The sequence below is a fragment of the Tissierella sp. QWL-11 genome (genome assembly GCF_058683765.1).
Map to the genome: position 1 here is coordinate 1,952,163 of NZ_CM178750.1, position 26,905 is coordinate 1,979,067.

The window sequence follows — 26,905 nt, forward strand, 5'->3', positions numbered from 1 at the left end:
TCCTACACCATATATTAATTTTATTTTATGCTATATCCTGTGTAAAAGTGCAAAAAAACCTTCCTATTTATAAATAGGAAGGTTTTACTAAACTTCTTACTTCTCCAATCATGTAAAGTGAGCCAGCAAACACTATTAAATCATCTTCATTTGCCAATTCTGTAGCTTCTTTTATAGCATCTTTTATTTCAGATTGAATGTATATTTCTTTATTGTATTTTTCTATCTTTTTAGCCAATTCTACTGCTGGTAGTTTTCTTGGCATATTAACTTGTGTTACAATTATTTTATCCGCAAGGGGTATTAGAGAATTTAGCATCTTATCTACATCCTTATCCTTTAGAATACCCACTCCTAGTATCAGTTTATTATATTTAAATAGACTTAAAGTTTTAGATAAATTTTTTATCCCTTGTACATTGTGAGCCCCATCTATTAAAAATGTAGGCTTTCTCTTTATAACTTCTAGTCTCCCTTTCCATTTAGTTTTATATAGTCCATCATAAATATCTTTATCTTCTATATTTATAAGACCCTTTTCTCTTAAAACTAAAATAGTAGTTAAGGCTAAAGCTGCGTTATAAACTTGATAGTGACCTAACATGGAAATTTTTAAATCCTTATAAGAGAAATCTTTATATTTGTAGTCAAATATACTTCCAAATTCTGTCTCCTCTTTTACGTTTACATTTTCTTCTTGACTAATATATAATGAAGCGTTCATCTCATCACATACTTCTTTTATAGTATTTAGAGCTTCCTTTTTTTGATCATAAGATATTACTAAGCCACTTTCTTTAACAATACCAGCCTTCTGATAGGCTATCTTTTCTAAAGTATCTCCTAATTCGTTTATATGATCAAAGTCTATAGTAGTAATCACAGAAGCTATAGATTTAGAAATTATATTTGTAGAGTCAAATCTTCCTCCTAAACCTACTTCTAAAACTACATAATCCACATTTTGTTCATAGAAATATATAAATGATATAGCTGTTACTATTTCAAAGGTAGTAGGATGTTCTAATCCTTTTTCTACCATATTATCTGCAGCCTGTTTTACTTTTTCTGTAATATTTGCCAAGTCCTCATCTGGGATATTTTTCCCATTCATCTGAATTCTTTCATTGAACCTTTCAAGATAGGGTGATGTAAATAGTCCTACCTTGTATCCAGCTTCTCCAAGGATATTTGATAGATATGAGGAAGTAGAACCCTTACCATTAGTACCTGCAACATGTATAAATTTAAGTTTATCTTGAGGGTTATTTAAATTATTCATCAATTCTCTTATAGAATCTAATCCTAATCGAGATCCAAATTTATTTTTGTCATTTATATAAGCCAGCGCTTCTTTATAATTCATATCAATTCCGCCTTATAAGTTATTTTTAAGACTTTCTAATCTTTCAAGTACTTTTTCCATCATATTTTCATACTTAACTTGTTTTTCTCTTTCTTCATTAACTACTTTTTCTGGAGCCTTTTCTACAAACTTCTTATTTGAAAGTTTTCCCTTAACTCTTTTTAATTCTGAGTCTAGTCTTTCTCTTTCCTTTTCTAATCTCTCTATTTCTTTTTCATAATCTATTAGCTCTTTTAGTGGTAAAAACACTTCACATTTATCAAGGACTATAGATATATTATCTTCTCCCAAAGAATCTTTACTATCTAAAATTTCTACGGTTTCTGCACTAGCAAGATTTATAAAGTATCTTTTATGCTCAGAAATAAGGGTTTTTAAATCTTCTTCCTTTGTAACAAATATTGTATTAGCCTTTCTAGAAGGTGCTATATTCATCTCTGCTCTAGCATTTCTAATGGATTTAATAGCAGTTTTTACAAATTCTATAGAGTTTTCAGCTTCTTTAAACTCTAATTCTTCTCTAAATTCTGGCCAATTTGAAATAATAAGAGCTTCATCATTATTTGGTAGATGTTGCCATATTTCTTCAGTTATAAATGGCATAAATGGATGTAATAATTTATTTATATCCTTTAACACATATAATAAAACCTTTTGAGCAGTAGTTTTACTTTTTTCTTTTTCTCCATAAAGTCTGGATTTCACCATCTCTATATACCAATCACAATAGTCTTCCCAAATAAAGTCATATACCCTTTGGGCAGCTAATCCTATTTCATATTTTTCCAGATTATTCTCCACAGCTTTTATTGTCCTATTAAGTCTAGATAATATCCATTTATCTTCTTGTTCTAAGCTTTCAATTTCAAGTTTAGAATCTATATCTTCATCTAGATTCATAAGTACAAATCTAGTTGCATTCCACAACTTATTTGCAAAGTTTCTATTTGATTCTACTCTTTCATTAGAAAATCTCATATCATTACCTGGAGTATTCCCAGTAACTAGGGTAAATCTCAAAGCATCTGCTCCATAAATATCAATTATCTCTAATGGATCTATTCCATTTCCAAGGGACTTACTCATCTTTCTACCTTGACTATCACGAACTAATCCAGTTAAGAATACATCTTTAAATGGCACTTCATCCATTTGCTCTATACTTGAAAATACCATTCTAATTATCCAGAAGAATATAATATCATATCCCGTTACCAATACATCAGTAGGGAAAAAGTATTTTAAATCTGGAGTTTCATCTGGCCAACCTAAAGTTGAAAAAGGCCAAAGGGCAGAAGAAAACCAAGTATCTAATGTGTCATTATCTTGAATAATATTTTTGCTATTACACTTATCACATTTATCAGGTGTTTCTCTGGAAACTATAATCTCTCCACAATCTTGACAATAGTATACAGGAAGCCTATGTCCCCACCAAAGCTGTCTAGAAATACACCAATCTCTTATGTTTTCTAACCAGTTAATATATATTTTACCAAATCTTTCAGGTATAAAGTTTAATTCTCCATTTCTAAATGCCTCTAGAGCTGGTTCTGCTAAGGGTTTCATCTTTACAAACCACTGTTTAGATATTAAAGGTTCAATAATAGTATTACATCTTTCGCAATGTCCCACTGCATTTTCATGCTCTTTTATTTCTTTTAAATATCCATTTTCTTTTAAATCTTCTACTATTTTCTTTCTAGCTTCAAACCTATCTAAACCTTCATATTTTCCACCATTTTTATTTATATGTCCCTTTTCATCTATTACAATACACTGACCTAGTCCAAATCTCTCTCCTACTTCAAAGTCATTTGGGTCATGAGAAGGTGTTATTTTTAAAGCTCCAGTACCAAATTCCATTTCAACATATTCATCAGCTATAATAGGTATTTCTCTATTTGATAAAGGAAGTATGGCAGTTTTACCAACTAAGTCCTTATATCTATCATCATTTGGATGTACTGCTATAGCTAAGTCTCCTAACATAGTCTCAGGTCTTGTAGTAGCTATGGTAATTGATCTATCGCTATCTTTCACAGGATAGCTTATATGCCAAATATAACTCTTACTATCTTCATGCTCTACCTCTGCATCAGATATTGCTGTAGCACAACTTGGACACCAATTTATAATCCTATCTCCTCTATATATAAGCCCTTTATCATATAGCCTTATAAATACTTCTTCAACAGCATTACTTAAATTTTCATCTAAAGTAAAACTATCTCTACTCCAATCACAGGATACACCTAGTTTTTTAAGTTGATTTTTAATATTTCCACCATATAACTCTGTCCATTCCCAAGCTTTTTCTAAGAACTTCTCTCTTCCTAGGCTTTCTTTGTCTATTCCCTCTTTTTTTAATTTCTCAACTACCTTAGCTTCTGTAGAAATACTTGCATGGTCTGTTCCTGGAAGCCATAATGCCTCATATCCCTTCATTCTTTTCCATCTAGTTAATATATCTTGAATAGTATTATTTAAAGCATGACCCATATGAAGATTTCCAGTAACATTTGGAGGTGGCATCATTATAGTAAATGCTTCCTTTTCTTCATTGACATTTGCCTTAAAATAATTATTTTGATTCCAAAATTTATAAAGTCTGTCTTCAAAATCCTTTGGGTTATAAGTCTTTTGTAAATTCTCTAACATAATATTCCTCCTAAATAAAAAATCCCTCAATCCTATAAAAGGACGAAGGGTAAATTCGCGGTACCACCTTAATTCCATGAACTTCATGGCTCTTAAATGTATAACGGCTTAACCGTTTAAGCTTACTTAGTTTCAGCTCAAATGCTCAAAAGCTACTTTCAATAGATATAGCTTAAAGGCCTTTCAACCTGGGACCTTTTCTCTGTATAAGGTATCTATTTACTCCTCTTTTTCTATGCAAGTATAAAATTGTTAAATCAATTATATAAATATTGTCATACTTTGTCAACTAGCTCTTTTCAGTCATTTTAATATACAATATCAAATAATTTATAAATGCTAATATATTTAAACCTACTGTAATTAAAAAAAGTACTAAAGAAGCCATTTCTCCTAATTTAAATACTACAGAAAGTGCAGCAATATAGAAGGATACTGTAGCAAGTTTTCCATATTTATTCGAAGGCAGAACTTGTTTTCCTTTGAATAAATACAAAATTCCTCCACCTAATATAAGTAGTATTTCCTTTATTCCCAAAGCTATTAAAATCCAAAACGGTATAAGACCTCCATATGTAAAGCTTATAAGAACGGCAAATGTCATCATCTTATCTGCGATAGGATCTAGGACTATCCCCAGTTTTGTTATTAAATTATATTTTCTTGCAATTTTCCCATCGAGTAAATCTGTTATTCCAGCTAATAAAAATATTAATCCAGAAACCAATAATTTGTTTTCTATATTGGAAAAAAATGCAAATAAATAAATAGGAACTAAAGTTATCCTTAGAATTGTCAATAGATTAGGTATATTCATAGAAAAACCTCCTAATTTAAAATTTAGTAACCATTGAATTCATAAAAGAATACTATATCATTATATAGCACTATATTACTAATTACAATATAAGGAGTGATTTCATGTCTAGGTTTTTGAAAAAAATATCAATAATCTGTGTATTTGTCATAATGCTAGCTGTTATCTCCACAGCTTGTAAGGATGACTCAATGGAGAAGATTAAACTTATGGAGGTTACACATTCAGTATTTTATGCACCCCAATATGTAGCCATAACTCAAGGTTTTTTTGAAGAAGAAGGCTTTGAAATAGAATTAATAAATGGAAAAGGCGCGGATAAAGTTATGGCTTCCCTTTTAAGTGGAGAAACGGACATCGGCTTTATGGGACCAGAAGCATCTGTATATGTATACAATCAAGACAGAGATAACTATGTAGTAAACTTTGCTCAACTTACTCAAAGAGATGGATCATTTTTAGTAAGTAGAGAGAAAGATGAGAATTTCACATTTGATAAACTAAGAGGAACTACAGTGATCGGTGGAAGAAAAGGTGGAATGCCTGAGATGACTTTAGAATATGTGTTAAAATCTCATGGTCTTAAACTAGGTGAAGATGTGGAAGTTAGAACTGATATACAGTTTAGTGCTATGGCAGGAGCATTTCTGGGAGGAGAGGGAGATTATGTAACCCTATTTGAACCTGTTGCTTCCTCATTAGAAAAAGAAGGCAAAGGATATATTGTAGCCTCTATAGGCGAAGAAGGAGGATATCTTCCATACACATGTTATTCTGCAACTAAAGAATATATAGAGAAAAATCCAGATACTATACAAAGATTTACAAATGCTCTATATAATGGTATGGTATGGGTTCAAGAGAGTTCTACAGAGAAAATCGCAGAGGCCATCAGACCACAGTTTCCTGATACAGATAAGGATATTTTAATGTCCTTAATAGATAGATACAAAGCTCAAGATACATGGAAGCCTGATTTAATATTAAAAGAAGAAGGACTTGAGCGTATGATGGACATAATGGAATTAGCAGGAGAGTTAGAAAAAAGAGCAGATTATGAAAAAATAGTAAATACAGAATTTGCAAAAAAAGCAATGGAATAAATTTATAACCCATATGGATATGATATGCTCCCCTTAAGGTAGACAGATTTAAAAACAAAAATCTGATACTGAAAGGGGAGTATTTTCATGTCAAAAATAAAATATACAGCAGAAGAAAAATTTAATATATTAATGGAATACGAGAATTCATATATTTCAATTGCAGGCTTGTGTAGATTTTATAGGATTAATGAATCTACTTTTTACCATTGGAAGAAATGCTATGAAAAGTATGGATTTCAAGGATTAGAAAAATCAAAAACATGGAAGAAATATTCAAAGGAATTAAAGGAATCAGCCGTTTTAGATTATCTTTCAGGAGAGTATTCATTAGGTAATATCGCTGATAAATATGAAATATCAGATAAGAGTGTTCTTAGAAAGTGGATTAAGAGGTATAATAGTCATAGGGAATTAAAAGATACTGGAAAAGGAATGAGCCAATCTATGACTAAAGGAAGATCTACCACATTAGAAGAAAGAATTGAAATTGTAAAATATTGCATTGGTAACAATAAAAGCTATCAGCTAACTGCTGAAACATTTGATGTTTCCTATCAGCAAGTTTATGGATGGGTTAGAAAATTTGAAGAATACGGAGAAGATGCTCTTGTAGATAAAAGAGGAAGAAACAAAGTAGAATCAGAGCTTACATCGGAAGAAAAAATTAAACTTGCTATGAAAAGAATAGAAAAGGAAAATGAAAGATTAAGGGCGGAGAATGCATTCTTAAAAAAGCTGCAGGAACTAGAAGGGAGGCGGTATTAAGCAGTATTAGACAAGAAAATAAATATCTTGTAATAAAAAAGCTTAATAAAGAAAACAAATACTCTATATCATTACTATGTAAAGTTGCAAATATTGCTCGTTCTTCATATTATAAGTGGCTTAATAGAGATAAAACGGAGTTAGAAAAAGAAAATGAAATGCTGATAAAAGAAATGATAAGTCTTTATGAAGAAGTAAATGGGATCTATGGCTATAGAAGAATTACCATGCATCTTAATCGCAGATTGAATATGAACTACAATCATAAGCGAATATATCGCTTGATGAGGGTGATTGGACTAAAATCTGTAATTCGTAAAAAAAAGAAAAGGTATGTAAAATCAACACCACTATTTGTTGCAGAAAACATCTTGAATCGAGAATTTTCCGCATCAATACCAAATGAGAAATGGGTTACAGATGTAACAGAACTTAAATATGGATATGGTAAGAAAGCATATTTAAGTGCAATATTAGATCTATATGATAACAGCATAGTGGCTTATGTAGTAGGACATAGAAATGATAATCAATTAGTATTTGAAACATTAGATTTGGCTATAAAATCTAATCCAGGTGCCAATCCTATAATTCATAGCGACAGAGGTTATCAATATACATCTTATGGATTTAAGAAAAGGTTGGAATCAACAGGAATGACCCAAAGCATGTCAAGGGTAGGGAGATGCATTGATAATGGACCTATGGAAGCATTTTGGGGAACTTTGAAATGTGAAAAATATTATTTAAATAAATACAAATCATATGAAGAACTAAAAAATGATATAGATAAATATATTTGTTTTTATAATCATAGGAGACTGCAAAAAAGACTAAACAGCCTCAGCCCGATAGAATATCGAGCCTTGGCTGCTTAAGATTGTTTTTATTATTTCCACTGTCTACTTGACAGGGTGCTGTTCAGATATCCATATGGGTTATTTTTATCTTGGAATGAAACCAACTTTTTTATAAACTTTTCTCAAGGTCTTCAAGGCTGTATATCCAGCTTTTTCAGCCCCTTGTCTATATATACTTTCTAAATAATCCTTATTCTCCATTAAATATTTATATTCCCTTTGTATAGGATCTAATCCTTCTATTACTACTTCTGCTAAATCTTCCTTAAATTTACCGTAACCACTGCCCTCGTATCTTCCTACTATTTTTTCTATATCTTCATTTGTAAAGACAGAATAAATATTTAATAGATTTTTTATTCCAATTTGTTCATCATTATATGAAACCTTAGCCAAGGAGTCAGTTACTGCTCTTTTTATTTTTCTCCTTATTGAATCCTTTGAATCTAGTAGAAGTATATATCCATTTTCATCACTATCAGATTTACTCATCTTAGATTCAGGTTTTTGTAAACTCATTATTCTAGCACCAAAATCTTTTATTAAAGGATCTGGAACTTTAAATGTATCACTATATTTATTGTTAAATCTCTCAGCTAAATCTCTTGCAAGTTCTAAATGTTGTTTTTGATCTTCACCAACAGGAACTAAATCCGCTTGATAAAGAAGTATGTCTGCTGCCATTAATACCGGATATGTAAATAATCCAGCATTTAAATTTTCTTCAGATCTTCTAGACTTTTCTTTATACTGAGTCATTCTATTTAATTGTCCCATATAGGTTATACTATTTAGTACCCAAGATAATTGGGAATGCTCAGGAACGTGAGATTGGATAAATAGAGTTGATTTTTCAGGATCAATTCCACAAGATAATAATAAAGCTAATACATCTAAAGTATTTTTTCTTAAATCCTTTGGTATTTGTGGCACAGTTATAGCATGCTGATCTACTACACAATAGTAACACTCATATTCATCTTGTAACTCTACCCAATTTTTAATTGCACCTATATAGTTTCCCAAAGTTAATACACCTGAAGGTTGAACACCACTAAAAACTTTTTTCTTTTCCATATATGTAATCCCTCTCTTATTTAAAAATAAACTATGTGATATCGTTAATTTCAATTGTTATTATATATTATACACTATTTAAAAACCTTGTAAATGATATATTCTTTGATTATTTTGTGATTTATTATTATAATTAAATTATTGTAAATACTTATAATGGAGGAATAAAGTGAATACTAAAAAAAAATATATAGCATCTGTAGTGGTTATAGCTTTACTAGGAGAGTTATACTTTTATCCATTTCAAGGTGATTTTAGATTTTCAGCAGGTGTTATAGCCCTTAGCTTAACCCTTTTATTAAAAGAAGATTTAAAAGAAACAACATTGGGAATTTCAAGTGCAATTTCAGTATTATTATTTCGTGGACTTATAAGCTCATTGTCTTCTTCTAAATTTATCTTAGAAATAATTAAAATGGATTTACCTGGTGCCATTTATTATTTTTTATTTGCTATTTTAGCATACCTATCGAATCTTAGAAAAAATAGAGATAATCCTATTACTGCAATACCGCAAATTTTTATAATAGATATATTTTGTAATGTTGTTGAATCAATTCTAAGAAATAATTTAGACTATAAACTCTTTACTTATATACTTTTAGTAGCATTAATTCGTAGTTTAATTTCATATGGTATTTTTATAGTATTTAGAAATCAGGAGTTCATTATAAGAAAAAAAGAACATCAAAAGAGATACATCCAATTAAACACTATTATTTCAAATATTCAAGCTGAAATGTTTTATTTGAAAAAATCAATGAAAGATATTGAAGATGTCATGGGAAAAAGCCATAAACTCTATGAAGAAAATAAAGATAATCCTAGTTTAAAAGATGCTGCACTTGATATAGCTAGAGAAGTTCATGAAATAAAAAAAGATTATTATCGTGTCTTGGCAGGACTGGAAAATTTTATGGAAACCTTTACCCAAAATGATTCTATGAGATTTAAAGATATTGTCTACATAATAGAAGATAATATAAATAGGTATATATACCAAAAAAATAAAAATATAATAATAAGTTTCAAAATTAAAGATGATATTTTTATAAAAAATTACTATCTTCTATTTACAATATTAAATAATTTAATTGTAAACTCAATAGATGCCATAAATGATATAGGTAAAATATCTATTTCAGAGGAGATAGATGACTTATATTTAGTATTAATTGTAAGGGATGATGGAGATGGTATAGAAGAAGATATCTTAGATTATATATTTAACCCAGGATTTACTACAAAATTTAATAATAAAACTGGGGAATCTTCTACAGGCATAGGTTTATCTCATGTAGAAAATATAATAAAAAACTTAAATGGAAATATAACTGTAAAATCCAATATAGATTTCGGAACAGAATTTATGGTGAAAATCCCATTAAATTTATTAAGAGGGTGATAACATGTCAAATACTTTTGTAATAATAGATGATGATTTTAGCATAGTGAAGATGCTAAAATCTCTTATTGAAAAAAATAACTTAGGAAAAGTTGTAGGAGAGCTACATAGCGGAGAGCATGCAGTAGAAGAGATTCTATTTTACAATCCTGATATTGTATTAATAGATTATTTATTACCTAAAAAAGATGGTGTGGAAATTTTAAGTGAAATTTTAAATAAAGGATATAAGGGAAAGGTTATAATGATATCTCAGGTAGAAGATGAACCTATGGTAGCCAGTGCATATCATATGGGAGTCCTATTTTTTATAAAAAAGCCTATAAATTCTATTGAAGTTTTAACTATTATCAAAAATGTAAGTTATAATATTCAATTAGAGAAATCTATGTCTTTGATACAAAATGCTTTAACTAATGTTGGAAAAGAAGAAATCCCACCTTCAATAAATCCCAACACCCAAATCGAAAGTATACTTTCAGACATAGGTATAATTGGAGATTTAGGTTCTATAGACTTAATCAATCTTATAAATAAGGTTATAAAGCATAAAAATATCTATTCAAACTCCCAATACAAATTGCATAAAATATATGAAGAAATTGCAAAAGAAAAATCACAAGACAATTCTTTAAATTTAAGTGCAAGTGCAATCGAACAGAGAATTAGGCGAATAATCCAAAAATCGCTGTCGAATATTGCAGAAATGGGACTTGATGATTATTATAATGCAAAATTCACAGACTACTCTACACTTTTATTTGACTTTAAGCAAGTAAAACAAGAAATGAATTATATTGAAAACCAGTCAAGGCACAGAGGAAAAGTAAATATAAGAAAATTTATAGAAGGTATAATATCAAAGATTTAAAAAATAATTTTCAGATAATTGATGTTTGTTTTGTATAAAAATTCAAAATCTAAAATTATTTTTGTAGTATTCAGTAGTATGTTGTAAGTTATTGTCATGAGACTCCTATAATTGAAACATAAAATAAATTATATGGAGGTATATTATGTTATTAGAATTAGACATGGTACAATCTATTGCTCTAGCAGTAGTATTACTATTATTTGGTGAGTTTCTAGTAAGAAAGATAAACTTTTTATCCAAATATTGCATACCAGCTCCAGTAGTTGGAGGACTTAGTTTCGCAATTTTAGCATTATTTCTTAAACAATCAGGAATTATGGAGTTTCAAATTAATGACACTTTACAAACTTTAACAATGACAATGTTCTTTACATCAGTTGGTTTTAGTGCAAGTTTTAAGCTCCTTAAAAAAGGTGGAGTTAAAGTAATCATATTTTTAGGTTTATCTATAGTGCTGTTAACAGTTCAAAATATAATAGGTGTAGCTTTTGCATCTATGTTTGACTTAAATCCATTATTAGGTATGGCTACAGGTTCAGTTCCTCTAGTAGGTGGACACGGTACAGCAGCTGCCATCGGTGGAGATCTAGAAGCTGCAGGAATGATGGGAGCTAGTTCACTGGCTGTTGCAGCAGCAACTTTTGGTTTAGTAGCAGGTGGTATGATTGGTGGCCCAGTAGGAAAACGATTGATTGAAAAACATAATCTATCTGGTAAAAAAGATGATAAAGAAAGTTATGAATTAGATTCAAATTCTAATGAAAAGAAATTATTAGAATCTAGAAATTTCTATGTTGGTACTTTTGAAATATTAATTGCAATGGGTTTAGGTACTATTATTTCCCCATGGTTAGAAAATGTTATTGGTGCCAGTTTCCCTGTTTACATAGGTGCTATGGTTGCAGGAGCAATTATTAGAAATATATCTGATGTCTTTAAGGTATATGATGTACCTAAAGTTGAAATCGATATCATTGGTGGAGTTAGTCTTTCACTGTTCTTATCAATGGCACTTATGTCTTTAAGACTATGGGAGTTAGCAGAACTTGCAATACCTATGATAGCAGTTCTTGTAGCTCAAGTAGTATTTATGTTCTTATTTGCTTATTTTGTTACATTTAAAGTAATGGGTAAAGACTATGATGCAGCAGTGCTTGCAGCTGGACACTGTGGATTTGGTTTAGGTGCAACTCCAAATGGAATTGCAAACATGAACTCAGTAACAGAAAAATTCGGACCAGCTCCAGCAGCATTCTTTATATTACCATTAGTAGGAAGCTTGTTTATAGACTTCTTCAATATAACAATAATAGCAGCTTTCATAAACTTCTTTTAATTAAGAAGAATTTAACCCGTAAAGGATATCCTTTACGGGTTTTTTAATGCCTATATAAAGTCTCCAAGAGATATTATGGAATATAAATGTGCCAATGGATTTTCATTTATATCTCTTCCAAAACTATAAATTATTTCTTTAGCCTTCAGACTATATTTTTCTTCTTTTGTAATTAAATATAGTTTTATTAAATCTATTAGGATAAATGATACTCCAGATGGTATTGCCCCATCATATATATCCTTTGGCCTTAAAGCTAGTTTTTCAGAAATATCACTATAAAAGTACAAACCATTATCAACTTTATCTTGAAATAATTCTAATGCCCTGCCCATAAGCTTTTTAGCTATTTTCAAATATTTTGCTCCTTCATTTGCCTTATATATATTTAATAGTCCATATATAAAGAAGGAATAATCATCTAAATATCCTAGATTATAAGACTCTTCTTCTATATTAACAGATAATAAATTTCCATGTTCATCTATAGAATTGTCTAGTATAAAGTCTGCTGCTTCTTTAGCCTTCTTAATATAAAATTCATTGTCAAATAAATTCCCTGCATAAGCTAAGCTACCTATCATAAGTCCATTCCAAGAAGTAAGGATTTTTTCATCTCTATGGGGGCTAATTCTCTTTTCTCGATAGCTAAATAACATGTCTATCATACTATCTAAAGCAAAATTTTTATTTGATTTTAACGATTCTAAATCTTTTCCGATTAAATTTGGAATATTACTTCCTTCAAAGTTTCCCCTGTCTGTAATGTCATAATGCTGAGTAAAATCCTCTCCCCATTCTTCTCCTAATAATTCTATAATCTCTTCTTTACTAAATAGATAAAATTTACCCTCTACACCTTCCGAATCTGCATCCAGGGCAGAATAAAACCCTCCTCCTTCTGACAACATATCACGAATTATAAACTCAAATATCTTATCTGTTACTTCTTTATATAAGTCCTTTCCTGTTATCTCATAGGCCTTTGTATATGCTAGGGATAACAGAGCATTGTCATATAGCATCTTTTCAAAATGTGGGACTAGCCATTTTTCATCTGTAGAGTATCTAAAAAAACCATAGCCTATATGATCAAATAGACCTCCTTTGTACATCTTTTGTAGGGTATCCTCAGCCATTTCTAAAGCTAATTCATCCCTTTGTTCATCTGCATATTTAAGAAGGTACAATATATATTGAGGCATTGGAAATTTAGGTCTGTTCCCAAAACCACCATAAATCTCATCATAAATCTTTTCTAAAGATTCTTTAGCTCCTTTAATTTTATCTTCATGTATATTACCATGTTTTATATTGCTTGATATTTTTTTTACTTCTTTTAATATTAGATAACTTTCTCTAATAATCCTTTTATAGTCATATTTCCATAAATCTTTTATTTTGTTTAAATAATTTATTAACCCTGTCATACCTGTTGTATCATTTTTTGGCAAATAAGTTATTATACTAAATGGATTTCCATCAGGTGTAGCTAATATATTTAAAGGCCATCCTCCGCTGCCTGTCATAGCCTGAGAAAACTCCATATATACCTTGTCTATATCTGGTCTCTCTTCCCTATCTACTTTTATAGGGATGAAGTATTCATTTAATATAGTAGCTACTTCCATATCACTAAAAGACTCTCTATTCATCACATGACACCAATGACAGGTTGAGTAACCTATAGATATGAATAATGGCTTGTTTTCTTTCTTAGCCCTATTTAGAGCTTCAGAACCCCATGAATACCAATCTACTGGATTATCTTTGTGTTGAAGAAGATAGGGGGACTTTTCATTTGATAATCTATTCATAATATCACTATCCTTTTTTGGTTTATTATGGATAGTATACCCAATTGAGATAATGAATATTGGTAAATAAAAATAAGATATATTTGAATTATATATCTTATTTTTATTTATATTTTTTTGGGTTAGGTACATATAATTCTAAAGATGTGCTTGTAACGGAAATGTTACGAATAAAAATATCACTGTCAAAACAAATGAAAAAATTGACGTTATAGCTCCCGAGTAATGAATGTCTGGAAAGACTTTATTTTGATATGTAGGTATAAATATAAAATATAGGGGATAAATAAATCCAATTCCAAGCCCTTTATAAATGGCACCAAATGGTGGAGTAAAGCTTGGACAAACTATCCCCATAAAATAAACCCATCCAAAAATACCAAAAAGAATTATCATAAATATTAATCTTATTATAACTTTTAACTTATTTTGATTATTGTTTTTCATTTTAGATTTCCTCCTGCATTTAATATCTTTTAAAAGACACACTTTTCTACCTCCACGACGGTATTTTCTAAATATGTTTCTTAGACTCAAATGCTGATTATACCTCTAATAAGTGCTATGAGTTATCTTTCGCATTTCCTTTTTTATAAATCAAGTAACCACAAATTACATAATAGAGCAAAATGACAATCCCGAGTGGAAATTCTATATCAACTACTTGTCCAGTATCCTGTGTGCTCATATAAATCAAATTAATTCCAGGCAGTATACCTAATAACCCTCCCCAAAACTTATCCTTACTTAATAAAAAACTACTTATTAAAAATAAAACAATCCAAACAATTACAATAGGAGATATTGAACTAACCCCATATATAGCTGACATTAATCCGAAAAAAATGGTAAATATAATTGTTGGTATATAAAATATAACCTTATTCATAAAATCCTCCTTCTTTTTATACTTTTTTAATTCGTTTTATATAAAAACTATGAATTAAGCTAAGGTCCATTTTTAAATATCTTAGCTTAATAAGCCTTTTTTATATCAAGAATCAGATTGTATTCAAACCTTTCTCCATTCAGTAATTTCCCACTTAATGAAAAGTTTAATGAATCCTTTACTAATTCTAAATCATTGCCATAAAACAAGTCTTCACTGCTTATTGAACCAAGCTCTGAGTGAATCCTTTGACCTTCAGTAGTACCTTGCAATGCTACAGAGTTACTTGAAATAGTAGATTCATTACCTTCTTTATAAAAGAAGAAGTTTCCAGAATAACTTTGAACATCTGTTGGTTCTTCAGCATTAAATGATAAATCTCCACCAATAAACTTTTCTATATCGTCAGTAACAATAATTAATCCATTATTTATTGTTATAGTTTCATTTTCTCCACTAAAAGAGTAAATTTCAACCTTGTTTTTTGGTTTTGCACAAGATGTAATAAGGGTTAATATAATTACACTTAAAGTAATAACTGTTAATCTTTTCATTACTATTACCTCCTCGTATAATAAAGTTATAGTTATTAAACTATAATCTCTTTTCTATCTCACTAATCTTGTGAGATAATAGTTGTACAGATAGGGGTCGTAGTCTACCTCCTTGAAGCGTTGTCTTCCTTAAATAGGGTTACGCCTCTTCTTTACATCCACATGCGAATGAGCTGGATAGTACCTAGTTACTGAATATCTAACGAGGTTGTATTGTGTAAAGTAGAGAGGTTCTAGACTTTATCTGTTAATATTTTAAAAGCTGGTGATTTTATGTTTTATGTTGGTATTGATATTGCTAAGAAAAACCACGAAGCTTCTATTATTAATTCTAATGGTGAGCTTCTCGCTAAAAGTATTTCTTTCTCAAATTCTCAAGCTGGCTGTGCTAAATTAGCAGCTTTACTTGATAAGTTTGAAGCTGATACCTCTAAGGTAATTATTGGTATGGAAGCTACTGGTCATTATTGGGTTAGCCTGTATTCTTATCTAATTGATCTTGGATTTACTGTTTATGTTATCAATCCTATTCAATCAGATGCTTTTAGAAAAATGTATATTAGGCAAACCAAGAATGATTCTAAAGATTCTTTTATCATTGCTCAAATTATGCGTTTCGGACAGTTTTCATCCACATCTTTGGCGAATGAGGATATTATGGCTTTACGTCAATTATCTCGGTATCGCCTTGCCTTAGTAGATGAATGTTCTGATTGGAAACGCAAGTGTATTGCTCTTTTAGATCAAGTTTTTCCTGAATACTCCAAGCTCTTTTCAGATACCTTTGGAGTAACTTCTAGAGAACTTCTTTCAAAATATCCAACTCCTGAAGATATGGTATCTGTTGATACTGATACTCTTACAGTACTTTTATCAGAAGCAAGCAGAGGCCGTTTTGGTTTGTCTAAAGCTTCTGAAATACAAGAATCAGCTATTAATACTTTTGGAGTCAGTTTTGCTAAAGATGCATTTGCATTTCAAATTAAGCAAATTATTGCTCAAATTAACTTTATTGAAGAACAATTAAAAGAACTAGAAATCGAAATTTCAACCTTGCTACATCAAACCAATCAAGTTATCACAACTATTACCGGTATTGGTGATGTTCTTGGAGCCATAATCATTGGAGAAATTGGTGATATCTCACGCTTTGAAACTGCTCCTAAACTTGTTGCTTATGCTGGCCTTGATGTTGCTGTAAAACAGTCTGGTGATTTTGTTGGTACACAGACTAAAATTTCTAAACGTGGTTCTCCGTATCTTCGTAGAGCAATTTGGTTAGCAGCTACAGTAGCTGCATTTAAAGATCCGGCATTATCTGTCTATTATCAGTCACTCAAAGCACGTGGTAAACACCATTTAACTGCAGTTGGTGCAGTTGCTAGAAAAATGTGTAATATTATATTTGCTGTATTGCGTGATAATGAACCTTATGTGCCTGATATCAAGTAACAATCACTTGTATAGCTTATTTATCATCCTAAATTTTGTACACACAGTTTAGGCTTATTTGTTTTGCCTAATTTTACATAAGAATTTATGGCAGGTTCTGTCAAGGGGCTCTTTTTCCCTTGACGGGTTCTGACAGAAATTCTATAATCACAAAGGTAAAATAAATTAAATTATTTATTGACTTTTAATAGCTGGTCTATTATATAAATAATCTTTGTTCGTTAAATTCTTCTAAAGTGTCTAAACCAAATGCTTATTTACAATGGATAAATAAAATATATAATTCTAATTTACCCTTTTAATTTATTATAAATTCTTTTAATAATAAAAACTATTAAATATATTAATACTATTGATGACCATTTTACTAAAGGAATTATAAAATATGAATTCCTCCTTAGAAATCCTTTTATCTTATCAAGCCTAGTTATTTCTTCATTATAATATAAGGAAAAAAATAAATCTTCATCAGGTAATGTTTCAAAATTTCCAGTATATATTCCATCCTCTTTTCTTATTAAGTTTAAACTGCTATCTATTATATATGGACTTGTAGAAGGTGGCCTTATCTCTATATTCAGATCATTGAAGGATGCCCAATTTTTTGCTGGGTTTAGAATATAAGTAAAAGTATGAATAGGCTCCATAGTATTTCTTGTATCCATAGTACCACTAGAATCATAGCTTACACTTACATCCTTTGTGCTATAAGGATCAAAATCCACTTCATAAATAAGTACAAAAAACATATCCATATAATCACTTGAAAGAAGTGAATCCATACTCAGGTTAATTATATCATTTTCAATATGTTCATCTAATTGTTTTGCAAATAGATTAAAAATCTGATTGTCAGCAAGATAATCTAGATAATCCACCTCATCCTTAAATATTTCTACCCCATCATTTAGATAATCTCTAATAGATATCTCCTTAGTCCTTATATCTAGTGAATACTCCTCTGTTTCATTTGAAAGCTCTATATCTGAATAAGCTTTAAATTTAAAATCTATATCCTCCCCTAATAGGAATATTTGAAATTCTTCATCTTTAACATTTCTAGCAACAAAACTTTCAATGCCATTAACTATTTGATAACCATTGAATCCCTTAGTCATAACTTTACTTTTACTTTTGTCATAAGAATGATCTATGACAATATTTAAATTATCCTCACTATTTGAAACAATATCATAAGTATATAAAGTACCCCTCTCATCTAAATTATAATTTTTAGGAGTATATTCTGAGCTACTAATAGACTTTGCAATAGAGCTAAAGTCAAATTTAGCATCATCATCTTTTCCTCCAGTTCTAGAATGGAGCATATCCCCTAAAAATATTTGAAAGTCAATTTTTTCATCATCTATTTTTATACTAATACCTTCAGGATTAAAATCTTGAATAGACGATATAAGAGGGAATGCCATTTGTACAGTTTCACTATTTTCACTATCATTAGACATGATGTATTGTGCTGTAACCTTACTTGATATACTATAATCCTTATATTCTTCATCAGTAAAATCAAATACTAAATTTTCTTTTTTAACTGAAATCGGAGTATTATCTTCAATGGTTAGTATTTCAGATGACTGCTTACCCTGCCAATATGTAGGTCCTGAATTTGCATATGTAGATGTGCTTATTATTAATATACAAAATATTAGAGCCATAGTTGTTATTTTCTTCATCTAAAAAATCCTCCTATTCTAATTCAAATCTATAGTTCCATTATATGTATAAAAAGAAGATATACTTGGGTCAATATATCTTCTTTGGGCGTTTAATTTCTTATATATTTATTTACATTTTTTAAATGTTCATTATATGTTTCACTAAATACATGCTTACTACCATCAAATACATAGTAGATATATTCATGATCCTTTGGAAAAAGAGCTGCTTCTATAGAAACTATCCCTGGGGAACCTATGGGCCCTGGAGGTAATTTACTATATTTATAAGTATTATATGGGGAATCAAATTCTAAATCTTCATATAGTACTCTATTTATATGCCCTTCACCTTTTTTAATTGCATAAATAACTGAGGCATCTATTTGTAGTCTCATACCTAAGTTTAATCTATTTTGTATTACTCCAGAAATATCTTTTTTCTCACCATCTGTAGCAGCTTCCCTCTCTATAAGAGATGCTATGGTAAGAACATCATTTATAGAAAGTCCTAGTTCTTCTGCCCTTTGTTTGTACTCTTTAGAAAATAGTGCATCTAGTCTATTCATAGCCATATCTATAATTTGTCTACTAGTATAATCATTTGGAATATAATAAGTATCAGGATAGAGATATCCTTCTAATGCATAGTGAATATTTTCTAAATTGTCCTCTGAGTTCTCATCTAATCCTTCCCTAGCTAATTGTAAAAATTCTTCTTTATCCCCTAGTCCTTTTTGTTCTAATAATTCTCCAATTTGATATACAGTATAGCCTTCTGGAATTGTTACTACTGTGTATTCAGCTTCAGGATTTTGGAGAGTTTCTAGCAATGCATCTAATTTTATTTCTGGTGAAATAATAAACTTTCCAGCTTGGATATTGCTTTCTAAGCCCTTCATTTTTGCATATAGAATAAAAAAGTTTGCAGAATCAATTATCTCTTGCTCTTCTAAATCTCCAGCAATTTTATTAAGACCAGAACCTGATTCTATTTGAAAGGGCTTGTCCTCAATATTTTTTGTAATGCTAAATGTATTATAAACTGTAATAGTCCCTAATACTAATACTAAAAGTACAGTTATTAAAACAATAATTTTCTTCATAAACTACCATCCAATCACTAAATATTTTATTTTAACTTCTATGTTTAGTCTATGCTATAAATAAGATTTTTTCAATACTGAATTAGTTTTTATTTAATATTTATTAAATGTATAAAAAAAGTAGAGGTGTTGTAATACCTCTACTTTTTTAGCTATCATAATTATATAGAGCTTTTCTATGACTTACATATAAATCTTTCATACTATTTTTGTTGTTTTGAAAAGTATTTAAAATATAAAGTTCCTTTGACCTACAGTATAAATTAAAAATTTCATTATACCTATGCTTATCAGCATATACCTTCCAATACCCACTAAATAGACATTTATCATTGTTTATAAATCCAACTACATCTTCATAGGGTATGCCTAAAAATATACCACTTTCATGGGGAAATTCTTCTCTTTTAATTCTTTGTTTTAAGCTATCTAAACAACTTTCTAATTTATCTACATCCTTATATCCAAATTCAGATAACAATTTATAATTATTATCCAAATTTAAATGTTGATAGAGATTTTTTCTATCATATACAAGTAATACCATTCCTTCTGTGTTTTCTGTAAGTATTATAAAATCTAATTTATATTTATTAAGAATATTATCTCCATATTTATTCCAATAATCATAAAGTTTTCTTTTACAATGCTTTAATGTTATAGTAGATGCTGGCTTTATCCCTGTAATAACTGGAGATAATAAATATTCAATAAATTTTTCTGCCTGCTCTTTTTCATTTAATAATTCTATTTCATCTAAAAAAGATATTAGTAAATTTTTCATTTTATTAACTTCCTATTCTATAATTTTATAATAATATTTCTATTTATTTAAGTTCTACCTTTATCATTTCCCATACAATAATTTTTATTTAGTTCTCTTCTTTCCTGGTTGATATTGATAGTGATTATCATTTAATCTTATTATACTACAAATCCTAAAATTCTTTTTAAAGAAAATATGATTTTATTTAATCTTTATATGATTTCAAAATAAATCTTCCAGATTTTATTTCCTTGAAGTTTTAATCTATATATGTTAAATTAGTATAGTCTTTTTATAATTTTAAATGTTTCCTTGGTACCCATTTTAAAAACAAGGAGTTGATATTTTGGTAAGATATAATAAAATTTTGGATAAAAACCAGCGAGAAATTGTACTTTTAAAATCTAGCCCCTGCAAATGGGGCCATTGTTCTTTTTGCGATTATATTGATGATAATTCTTTAAATGAAAAAGAGATTATCCTATTTAATCGAGAAGTTTTAAAAAATGTAACAGGAGAATTTAGAAAATTAGAAGTTATAAATTCAGCAAGCGTATTTGAATTACCTAAGGAATGTTTAAGAGATATAAAAGACATAGTATCATCTAAAGGCATAGAGAAGTTATATTTTGAAAGTCACTATAGTTATAAGGATAGACTAAGGGAAATAACTAATTATTTTAAAGGTGTGGATATAACCTTTAAATGTGGAATTGAAACCTTTGATGACAACTTTAGAAATAAGTATCTCAAAAAAGGTGTGAATTTTAAAGATTATAAAGAAGTAGGAAAATACTTTCAATCAATATGCTTATTAGTAGGAATTCAAGGTCAGACTAAAGAAATGATTACAAGAGATATGGAAATATCTAAGAATTATTTTGACCATGTATGTATCAATATATATGTGAATAATTCTACTTCTGTAAAAAGAGATGATAAATTAGTAGATTGGTTCAAAGAAGAATATTCTTATTTAGATAAATATGATAATATTGAAATTCTATGGAATAATACAGATTTTGGAGTAGGAGGGGATGAAGATGACTTCAAAAAAACTTGTTAGAATATCCCTTATAGCATCTCTATACGCTGTATTAACCTATGCACTACCTACATTGTCTTATGGGCCAATACAATTTAGACTATCAGAAGTAATGACACTCTTAGCGTTTCTTGATCCATTTTATATACTACCACTTACCCTTGGATGTGCTATAGCAAATATAGCAAGTCCTTTTGGAATTATTGATGTAGTAGTGGGTAGTTTTGCAAGTTTCATATCTCTATATGCTATGAGTAAAACTAAAAATATATATCTAGCTAGTCTTTGGCCATCAGTTTTTTCATTTATTATAGGTTTAGAAATAGTCTTACTATCAAATGAACCTATTAATTTCTTTTTAATTACTGGTCAAATAATGATTTCTGAATTTATAGTTGTATCTATAGTAGGAATAAGTTTGTTTAAAATATTAGACAAAAATGATTATATGATAAATATGTTAAAAAACATCCCTGAGTCTTAAAGCTCAAGGATGTTTTTACTATTTTAATATAAAGGATAATCTGTATGAGTATTTCCCAGGTAATTTATATTTGCGTAAATTCTAATTATATTATCTGCATCTTTTTGAATTTTTACATCTGTAGCTCTTCCATCATCGCCTCTATTTATCAAATGAGAATTTACAATTTCAGAGGCTATTTCACTATTATAGTCCTCATAGGACGTATTAAAATCATCTTCTGATATCTCTAAAACTAAACTATGATTTCCCGCATCTACTATTCTTTTTTCTATAATATTATTTAATAACATATTTTCCCCTCCAAGATAAAATCAAATTTTAAATTTAATATTATCTTGTGTAAAAAATATTTTATTAAACATGTTTTTAAAATTTTTATGTTTAAATTAAATTTTCATTTTTAGCATATTCGATTAATTCAACTGCTGTTTTAGAGCTATCTTCTGAATAAAATACTTTTTTATATTTATGTTTATTATGTTGATATAGAGGATCATAGTATCTTATCATAAGTTCTTTTCCTACTTCTTTAAATTCGCCCTTATTTATTAATTGGATATACTTATCTATATTTTTATTCCCTACATGTTTTCTAAGATAATTAAGGGATTCAATAATCTCATTACTAGTATCTGCTACATAATCTTCTAATAGATTTTTTATCCTAGTTTCTTCACTTGCTTCAATTTTTAAATGAATTCCTTCTCTCATCTTTTTAAATAGACTCTCTGGAATAACATCTTTTCCAATCCGCCTACTTTCACCTTCTATAAAAATAGTATTTGAATTTCGTCTTTTTAGTTCCTCATATATTAGAGATTCAAATTTCTTCTGGCTATTCTGTTCTCCTAAGCCTACGCTTCCTAAAATTGAACCTCTATGATTTGCATATCCTTCTAAATCTAAAATATCAATTCCATTTTTCTTTAATTCCTTTAATATTTTAGTCTTTCCTGTTCCTGTATTTCCATATAGTACAATCAATTCTATTTCTTCTGCTAATTTATCTAATTCAGATATAACATATTTTCTATATGCTTTATATCCACCTTCTAATTTAAAAACATGAAAACCTAATGGAGCTAATAGAGATACAAGTACTGTACTTCTAAAACCTCCCCTTGAACAAAATAGCACAAGTTCTTTATCATTTTTATTTAACTCTTGAATTTGTTTATATATTTGGGGAAGATTTTTAGATCCTGCATTTATTCCTATCGCTTTAGCTTTCTCTATGCTTTCATTTTTATAAACTGTACCTATTTCAGCTCTTTCTTTATTTGTAAAAAGTGGTATATTTACTGCTCCAGGGATAGTGCTACTTTCATATTCACCTGAAGTTCTAACATCTACTAATATATAATTTTTATCTAGATTTTTATCTAGATTTTCGTATTTTATAGTTTGATACATAAAGCTTCCTTTCTAATTACAGCAATATAATTGATTCCATCCCTAATTATATATGATTTTTAAATAAAATGCTAAGTTTTTTTACATAATTAAACCTAATAATTAAATTGTAAATATATAGAAATTTTAGTATAATTTAATTACTATAGCGGGTAAAGGGGATATTATATGATTAAAAATTATATGGAGATCATAGTAGAAGATATGCTAGAGAAAATTTTACAAAAAGAAGATTTAAAATGTAAATGTGAAATATGTAAGGATGACATCAAGGCTATAACTTTAAACAATTTAAAACCTATCTATGTGGCAACGGAAAAAGGGATTTTATATACAAAGATAAATGAATTTAGCCTTCAATTTAAGACAGATGTTATGCAGGAGCTTCTCATATCTATAGAAAAAGTAAATAAAAATCCTAGGCATTAATTAATAACTATAAATAGATAATTTATAGAATTAAAAAACTAGTCCCCTAATTGAGAACTAGTTTTTTTCTATAGTAAGTCTTCACCTTCCATCCAATCTGCTGGACAAAGTCCTCCAGTTTGTAAAGCTTTTAAAACTCTCAGAGTTTCATCTACACTTCTGCCTACATTTAAGTCGTGAATCACTGAATATTTAACTACTCCATTAGGATCAATAATAAATAATCCTCTAAGAGCAACTCCCTCTTCTTCTATTAATACTCCATAGTCCTTTGCTACAGACTTAGTCATATCTGATGCTATTGGAAAGTTTACCTTCCCAAGGTCCCCATTTATCCATGCTTTATGAGAATGTTCACTATCTACACTTACAGCCAATACTTCAGCATTTAAATCTTTAAAATCATCTATTCTTTTACTATATGAAGTGATTTCAGTTGGACATACAAAAGTAAAATCTAAAGGATAAAAAAACATTACCAACCATTTACCCTTGTAATCATTTAAAGAAACTTCTCCAAATTTACTACCATCACCAGAACAAGACTTCATATTAAAATCTGGCGCATTAGTTCCTACAAATCTTTCCATAAATTAAACCTCCATTATCTATATGTTCTTCGGACTCTATAGTATTTATATCCTAAAAAAACATTTTTAAACAATATTGATATTAATTATCAATAAAGTTTATTGAAATTATATGTATAAAGATGATATATTATATAGGAGGTGATATTTTGAAAGATATAAGAGAAAGAATAAACGAATTGGCAAATAAATCTAAAACCATTGGATTAACTAAACTAGAAAAGGAAGAGCAAGAAGTCTTAAGAAAAAAATATATTGAAAGATTTAGAAATTCTTTTAAAAATACTCTTTTGAATACTACGATAATTGATCCTAAGGGAAATGATGTAACCCCAGCGAAATTAAAAAAAGAACAAAATAAGAAGAAAAATTAAAATAGAAGTTCTCTTAAAAAGGAGAACTTCTATTTTTTCTATATAAGCTTTAAAGCTTCTTTTACAATGTTTTCAACTGTAAATCCAAATTTCTCAAATATTTTATCTCCAGGTCCAGATGCACCGAAGCTTTCCATAGCCATAACTTTACCATCTAATCCTGTATATTTATACCATCCTAATGAAGCTCCAGCTTCTACTGCTAATCTCTTATTTATATCCCTTGGAAGAACTTCTTTTTTGTATTCTTCACTTTGAGATTCAAATAGTTCCCAAGATGGCATACTTACTACTCTAGTTCCTATTCCTTTTTCTTCTAATTCTTTAGCTGCTTCATATATAAGATGAACTTCAGAACCAGAAGCCATAAGGATTAGTTGTAAATCATTTGACTCTTTTTTAAGAGTATATCCACCCTTTAGAGCATTTTTCCCTGTTCCATCTAATAAAGGAAGATTCTGTCTTGATAGAATAAGCCCTGTAGGACTAGTCTTTTCTGTTAATGCTGCATACCATCCTGCAGCTGTTTCTCTAGAATCTGCAGGCCTAAAGGTAATGAAATTCGGAACTGCTCTAAGCATAGCTAAATGTTCTATTGGTTGATGAGTAGGTCCATCTTCTCCTACTCCAATACTATCATGAGTCAATACATATGTTACAGGTAAATTCATAAGAGCTGATAATCTCATAGAAGGTTTCATGTAATCAGAAAATACAAAGAATGTAGATCCAAATACTTCTAAACCACCATGTACACACATTCCATTTAAGATTCCACCCATTGCATGTTCTCTTATTCCAAACCTAATATTTGAACCCTTATAGTTTTCTTTAGAGAAATCATCTCTCTCTTCCATGTATGTTTTAGTAGAAGGAGCTAAATCTGCAGAACCTCCAATTAAATTTGGTATTTTATCTGTCAATCTATTTATAATGGTGCCTGAAGCTCCCCTAGTAGAGTTAGACTTTTCAAAATTCCAGAACTCTTCACTTTCTAAATAGTCCATAGGAACTTCTTCACTTAACCAAGCTTCTAATTCTTTAGCTAATTGAGGAAACTCTTTCTTATATTCTTCATATTTTTCATTCCATAATTCTTCTTTTTCTATTCCATCTTTTATTAATTTTTCTAAATGTGCTTTTACATCTTGAGGAACTGTAAATCTTTCTTCTTTCCAACCTAAAAATTCTTTAGTTCCTTGTAGGTCTTCTTCTCCTAGTGGTGAACCATGAGCTGAATTTTTACCTTGATTTTTAGGACTTCCATAGCCTATCTCTGTAGTAATTTGAATCAATGTAGGTTGAGATAGATTTTTCTTTGCCATTTCTATTTTTTCTTCTATCTTTTGTATATCATTTCCATCTTCTACTTTAAAAGTTTCCCATCCTAAGGCTTCATATCTTTTACATACATCTTCAGTAAAAGCTAATTCAGTGCTTCCTTCTATTGTTATACTATTTGAATCATATAAAACTATAAGTTTTCCTAGACCTAATGTTCCCGCTAGTGAGCTAGCCTCATAAGCAATTCCTTCCATTAAATCTCCATCTCCAGCTATTACATATGTGTAATGATCAATAAGCTTATGTCCTTCTCTATTGAATGTAGCAGCTAAATGAGCTTCTGCCATAGCCATTCCTACAGAGTTTGCTATCCCCTGTCCTAGAGGACCTGTAGTTACCTCTACCCCTGTGGTATGTCCATATTCTGGATGCCCTGGAGTAAGACTACCTAATTGTCTAAATTCCTTTAAATCATCCATTGTAAGTCCATAATCAAAAAGGTGTAAAAGTGAATATAAAAGTGCAGAACCATGTCCTGCAGATAGGATAAATCTATCCCTATTTATCCACTTAGGATTTTTAGAATTATGATTCATTATATTTGCCCAGAGAGTATATGCCATAGGTGCTGCCCCTAATGGTAATCCTGGATGTCCTGAGTTTGCCTCTTGTATTGCTTCAGCAGACAAGATTCTCAAAGTGTTGATAGTATTTTGTTCAATACTCATTTTTGTCTCTCCTTTTAATTATTAAAAC

The 26,905-nt window shown here is 29.4% G+C and carries 25 protein-coding genes and 1 other annotated feature; of the genes, 10 read left to right on the plus strand and 15 right to left on the minus strand.

Annotation, left to right across the window (positions count from 1 at the left end; genetic code table 11):
• Window positions 1-67 precede the first annotated feature (67 nt).
• The 3 genes from AC4PG3_RS09620 to pgsA form a co-directional block, all read right to left on the minus strand.
• A complete protein-coding gene (locus tag AC4PG3_RS09620; protein ID WP_492196416.1) occupies window positions 68-1,366 on the minus strand; it encodes a bifunctional folylpolyglutamate synthase/dihydrofolate synthase in 1,299 nt (432 codons plus the stop codon).
• A gap of 12 nt (window positions 1,367-1,378) precedes the next feature.
• Complete coding sequence (locus tag AC4PG3_RS09625; RefSeq protein WP_492196417.1) at window positions 1,379-4,027, minus strand: valine--tRNA ligase; 2,649 nt, start codon at window positions 4,025-4,027, stop codon at window positions 1,379-1,381.
• A 35-nt stretch (window positions 4,028-4,062) separates the two neighbouring features.
• Window positions 4,063-4,272: a binding site (T-box leader), on the minus strand.
• A 44-nt stretch (window positions 4,273-4,316) separates the two neighbouring features.
• Entirely contained in the window at window positions 4,317-4,844 is a 528-nt protein-coding gene (gene pgsA / locus AC4PG3_RS09630; RefSeq protein WP_492196418.1) for a CDP-diacylglycerol--glycerol-3-phosphate 3-phosphatidyltransferase, read from the minus strand.
• Window positions 4,845-4,948: 104 nt separating this feature from the next.
• Between pgsA and AC4PG3_RS09635 the strand changes: the two genes are divergently transcribed.
• A complete protein-coding gene (locus tag AC4PG3_RS09635; RefSeq protein ID WP_492196419.1) occupies window positions 4,949-5,947 on the plus strand; it encodes an ABC transporter substrate-binding protein in 999 nt (332 codons plus the stop codon).
• An 87-nt stretch (window positions 5,948-6,034) separates the two neighbouring features.
• A protein-coding gene (locus tag AC4PG3_RS09640; RefSeq protein WP_492195962.1) for an IS3 family transposase occupies window positions 6,035-7,593 on the plus strand; the annotation gives its coding sequence in 2 pieces (ribosomal slippage) (window positions 6,035-6,689 and window positions 6,689-7,593; 1,560 coding nt in all).
• Between the two features lie 66 nt (window positions 7,594-7,659).
• On the opposite strand, the gene trpS is transcribed toward AC4PG3_RS09640, so the two are convergent.
• Window positions 7,660-8,652 carry a tryptophan--tRNA ligase gene (gene trpS / locus AC4PG3_RS09645; RefSeq protein ID WP_492196420.1) on the minus strand — a complete coding sequence of 331 codons (993 nt, stop codon included), beginning with the start codon at window positions 8,650-8,652 and terminating at the stop codon, window positions 7,660-7,662.
• A 169-nt stretch (window positions 8,653-8,821) separates the two neighbouring features.
• Here trpS and AC4PG3_RS09650 point away from each other — a divergent pair, with 169 nt between their 5' ends.
• From AC4PG3_RS09650 to gltS, 3 genes are all read left to right on the plus strand, one after another.
• A complete protein-coding gene (locus AC4PG3_RS09650; protein WP_492196421.1) occupies window positions 8,822-10,057 on the plus strand; it encodes an ATP-binding protein in 1,236 nt (411 codons plus the stop codon).
• 4 nt (window positions 10,058-10,061) lie between these two features.
• Window positions 10,062-10,928, plus strand: a complete 867-nt coding sequence (locus AC4PG3_RS09655; protein WP_492196422.1) for a response regulator — start codon at window positions 10,062-10,064, stop codon at window positions 10,926-10,928.
• A gap of 145 nt (window positions 10,929-11,073) precedes the next feature.
• Window positions 11,074-12,267 (plus strand): sodium/glutamate symporter, encoded by a 1,194-nt coding sequence (gene gltS / locus AC4PG3_RS09660; protein ID WP_492196423.1) that lies wholly within the window; start codon window positions 11,074-11,076, stop codon window positions 12,265-12,267.
• Between the two features lie 50 nt (window positions 12,268-12,317).
• On the opposite strand, the gene AC4PG3_RS09665 is transcribed toward gltS, so the two are convergent.
• The 4 genes from AC4PG3_RS09665 to AC4PG3_RS09680 form a co-directional block, all read right to left on the minus strand.
• On the minus strand, window positions 12,318-14,084 hold the full coding sequence (locus tag AC4PG3_RS09665) for a thioredoxin domain-containing protein (protein WP_492196424.1): 1,767 nt from the start codon (window positions 14,082-14,084) through the stop codon (window positions 12,318-12,320).
• A gap of 138 nt (window positions 14,085-14,222) precedes the next feature.
• On the minus strand, window positions 14,223-14,531 hold the full coding sequence (locus AC4PG3_RS09670; protein ID WP_492196425.1) for a hypothetical protein: 309 nt from the start codon (window positions 14,529-14,531) through the stop codon (window positions 14,223-14,225).
• 115 nt (window positions 14,532-14,646) lie between these two features.
• Window positions 14,647-14,973 (minus strand): hypothetical protein, encoded by a 327-nt coding sequence (locus AC4PG3_RS09675; RefSeq protein ID WP_492196426.1) that lies wholly within the window; start codon window positions 14,971-14,973, stop codon window positions 14,647-14,649.
• Between the two features lie 86 nt (window positions 14,974-15,059).
• Window positions 15,060-15,527 carry a hypothetical protein gene (locus tag AC4PG3_RS09680; protein WP_492196427.1) on the minus strand — a complete coding sequence of 156 codons (468 nt, stop codon included), beginning with the start codon at window positions 15,525-15,527 and terminating at the stop codon, window positions 15,060-15,062.
• A gap of 273 nt (window positions 15,528-15,800) precedes the next feature.
• Here AC4PG3_RS09680 and AC4PG3_RS09685 point away from each other — a divergent pair, with 273 nt between their 5' ends.
• Window positions 15,801-16,979 (plus strand): IS110 family RNA-guided transposase, encoded by a 1,179-nt coding sequence (locus AC4PG3_RS09685; RefSeq protein ID WP_492196428.1) that lies wholly within the window; start codon window positions 15,801-15,803, stop codon window positions 16,977-16,979.
• 290 nt (window positions 16,980-17,269) lie between these two features.
• Here the strand turns inward: AC4PG3_RS09685 and AC4PG3_RS09690 are convergent, their stop codons facing one another.
• The 3 genes from AC4PG3_RS09690 to AC4PG3_RS09700 all read right to left on the minus strand — a co-directional run bounded on the left by AC4PG3_RS09690 (window position 17,270) and on the right by AC4PG3_RS09700 (window position 20,545).
• The gene (locus AC4PG3_RS09690; protein ID WP_492196429.1) at window positions 17,270-18,673 is read right to left on the minus strand and encodes a hypothetical protein; all 1,404 of its coding nucleotides are present in this window, start codon (window positions 18,671-18,673) and stop codon (window positions 17,270-17,272) included.
• A 92-nt stretch (window positions 18,674-18,765) separates the two neighbouring features.
• Complete coding sequence (gene mltG / locus AC4PG3_RS09695) at window positions 18,766-19,761, minus strand: endolytic transglycosylase MltG (protein ID WP_492196430.1); 996 nt, start codon at window positions 19,759-19,761, stop codon at window positions 18,766-18,768.
• A 148-nt stretch (window positions 19,762-19,909) separates the two neighbouring features.
• Window positions 19,910-20,545, minus strand: a complete 636-nt coding sequence (locus AC4PG3_RS09700; RefSeq protein ID WP_492196431.1) for a DUF3793 family protein — start codon at window positions 20,543-20,545, stop codon at window positions 19,910-19,912.
• A 328-nt stretch (window positions 20,546-20,873) separates the two neighbouring features.
• On the opposite strand from AC4PG3_RS09700, the gene AC4PG3_RS09705 reads away from it, so the two are divergent.
• Window positions 20,874-21,593 (plus strand): radical SAM protein, encoded by a 720-nt coding sequence (locus tag AC4PG3_RS09705; RefSeq protein ID WP_492196432.1) that lies wholly within the window; start codon window positions 20,874-20,876, stop codon window positions 21,591-21,593.
• Complete coding sequence (locus tag AC4PG3_RS09710; protein WP_492196433.1) at window positions 21,571-22,056, plus strand: QueT transporter family protein; 486 nt, start codon at window positions 21,571-21,573, stop codon at window positions 22,054-22,056. Before AC4PG3_RS09705 ends, AC4PG3_RS09710 begins: the two co-directional genes overlap by 23 nt.
• Before the next feature lie 23 nt (window positions 22,057-22,079).
• Here the strand turns inward: AC4PG3_RS09710 and AC4PG3_RS09715 are convergent, their stop codons facing one another.
• Both AC4PG3_RS09715 and mnmH read right to left on the minus strand, forming a co-directional pair.
• Entirely contained in the window at window positions 22,080-22,349 is a 270-nt protein-coding gene (locus AC4PG3_RS09715) for a hypothetical protein (protein ID WP_492196434.1), read from the minus strand.
• Between the two features lie 91 nt (window positions 22,350-22,440).
• Window positions 22,441-23,472: a tRNA 2-selenouridine(34) synthase MnmH gene (gene mnmH, locus AC4PG3_RS09720; protein WP_492196435.1), complete on the minus strand. Its 1,032-nt coding sequence runs from the start codon at window positions 23,470-23,472 to the stop codon at window positions 22,441-22,443.
• Between the two features lie 168 nt (window positions 23,473-23,640).
• Here mnmH and AC4PG3_RS09725 point away from each other — a divergent pair, with 168 nt between their 5' ends.
• The gene (locus AC4PG3_RS09725; RefSeq protein WP_492196436.1) at window positions 23,641-23,901 is read left to right on the plus strand and encodes a late competence development ComFB family protein; all 261 of its coding nucleotides are present in this window, start codon (window positions 23,641-23,643) and stop codon (window positions 23,899-23,901) included.
• A gap of 68 nt (window positions 23,902-23,969) precedes the next feature.
• Here AC4PG3_RS09725 and AC4PG3_RS09730 read toward each other — a convergent pair whose 3' ends face one another.
• Window positions 23,970-24,491, minus strand: a complete 522-nt coding sequence (locus AC4PG3_RS09730; protein ID WP_492196437.1) for a peroxiredoxin — start codon at window positions 24,489-24,491, stop codon at window positions 23,970-23,972.
• 149 nt (window positions 24,492-24,640) lie between these two features.
• Between AC4PG3_RS09730 and AC4PG3_RS09735 the strand changes: the two genes are divergently transcribed.
• A complete protein-coding gene (locus AC4PG3_RS09735) occupies window positions 24,641-24,865 on the plus strand; it encodes a DUF896 domain-containing protein (RefSeq protein WP_492196438.1) in 225 nt (74 codons plus the stop codon).
• Window positions 24,866-24,903: 38 nt separating this feature from the next.
• Here AC4PG3_RS09735 and tkt read toward each other — a convergent pair whose 3' ends face one another.
• The gene (tkt, locus tag AC4PG3_RS09740; RefSeq protein ID WP_492196439.1) at window positions 24,904-26,877 is read right to left on the minus strand and encodes a transketolase; all 1,974 of its coding nucleotides are present in this window, start codon (window positions 26,875-26,877) and stop codon (window positions 24,904-24,906) included.
• Between the last annotated feature and the right edge of the window lie 28 nt (window positions 26,878-26,905).

Excerpts from the sequence above, each read along its gene's own strand:
- AC4PG3_RS09665 (WP_492196424.1), bottom strand. The coding sequence starts at position 14,084 with ATGAATAGATTATCAAATGAAAAGTCCCCCTATCTTCTTCAACACAAA.
- gltS (WP_492196423.1), top strand. The coding sequence starts at position 11,074 with ATGTTATTAGAATTAGACATGGTACAATCTATTGCTCTAGCAGTAGTA.
- AC4PG3_RS09685 (WP_492196428.1), top strand. The coding sequence starts at position 15,801 with ATGTTTTATGTTGGTATTGATATTGCTAAGAAAAACCACGAAGCTTCT.
- trpS (WP_492196420.1), bottom strand. The coding sequence starts at position 8,652 with ATGGAAAAGAAAAAAGTTTTTAGTGGTGTTCAACCTTCAGGTGTATTA.
- mnmH (WP_492196435.1), bottom strand. The coding sequence starts at position 23,472 with ATGTATCAAACTATAAAATACGAAAATCTAGATAAAAATCTAGATAAA.
- AC4PG3_RS09620 (WP_492196416.1), bottom strand. The coding sequence starts at position 1,366 with ATGAATTATAAAGAAGCGCTGGCTTATATAAATGACAAAAATAAATTT.
- AC4PG3_RS09690 (WP_492196429.1), bottom strand. The coding sequence starts at position 18,673 with ATGAAGAAAATAACAACTATGGCTCTAATATTTTGTATATTAATAATA.
- AC4PG3_RS09680 (WP_492196427.1), bottom strand. The coding sequence starts at position 15,527 with ATGAAAAGATTAACAGTTATTACTTTAAGTGTAATTATATTAACCCTT.
- AC4PG3_RS09725 (WP_492196436.1), top strand. The coding sequence starts at position 23,641 with ATGATTAAAAATTATATGGAGATCATAGTAGAAGATATGCTAGAGAAA.
- mltG (WP_492196430.1), bottom strand. The coding sequence starts at position 19,761 with ATGAAGAAAATTATTGTTTTAATAACTGTACTTTTAGTATTAGTATTA.
- AC4PG3_RS09710 (WP_492196433.1), top strand. The coding sequence starts at position 21,571 with ATGACTTCAAAAAAACTTGTTAGAATATCCCTTATAGCATCTCTATAC.
- AC4PG3_RS09700 (WP_492196431.1), bottom strand. The coding sequence starts at position 20,545 with ATGAAAAATTTACTAATATCTTTTTTAGATGAAATAGAATTATTAAAT.
- AC4PG3_RS09625 (WP_492196417.1), bottom strand. The coding sequence starts at position 4,027 with ATGTTAGAGAATTTACAAAAGACTTATAACCCAAAGGATTTTGAAGAC.
- AC4PG3_RS09675 (WP_492196426.1), bottom strand. The coding sequence starts at position 14,973 with ATGAATAAGGTTATATTTTATATACCAACAATTATATTTACCATTTTT.
- AC4PG3_RS09715 (WP_492196434.1), bottom strand. The coding sequence starts at position 22,349 with ATGTTATTAAATAATATTATAGAAAAAAGAATAGTAGATGCGGGAAAT.
- AC4PG3_RS09670 (WP_492196425.1), bottom strand. The coding sequence starts at position 14,531 with ATGAAAAACAATAATCAAAATAAGTTAAAAGTTATAATAAGATTAATA.
- AC4PG3_RS09730 (WP_492196437.1), bottom strand. The coding sequence starts at position 24,491 with ATGGAAAGATTTGTAGGAACTAATGCGCCAGATTTTAATATGAAGTCT.
- tkt (WP_492196439.1), bottom strand. The coding sequence starts at position 26,877 with ATGAGTATTGAACAAAATACTATCAACACTTTGAGAATCTTGTCTGCT.
- pgsA (WP_492196418.1), bottom strand. The coding sequence starts at position 4,844 with ATGAATATACCTAATCTATTGACAATTCTAAGGATAACTTTAGTTCCT.
- AC4PG3_RS09655 (WP_492196422.1), top strand. The coding sequence starts at position 10,062 with ATGTCAAATACTTTTGTAATAATAGATGATGATTTTAGCATAGTGAAG.
- AC4PG3_RS09635 (WP_492196419.1), top strand. The coding sequence starts at position 4,949 with ATGTCTAGGTTTTTGAAAAAAATATCAATAATCTGTGTATTTGTCATA.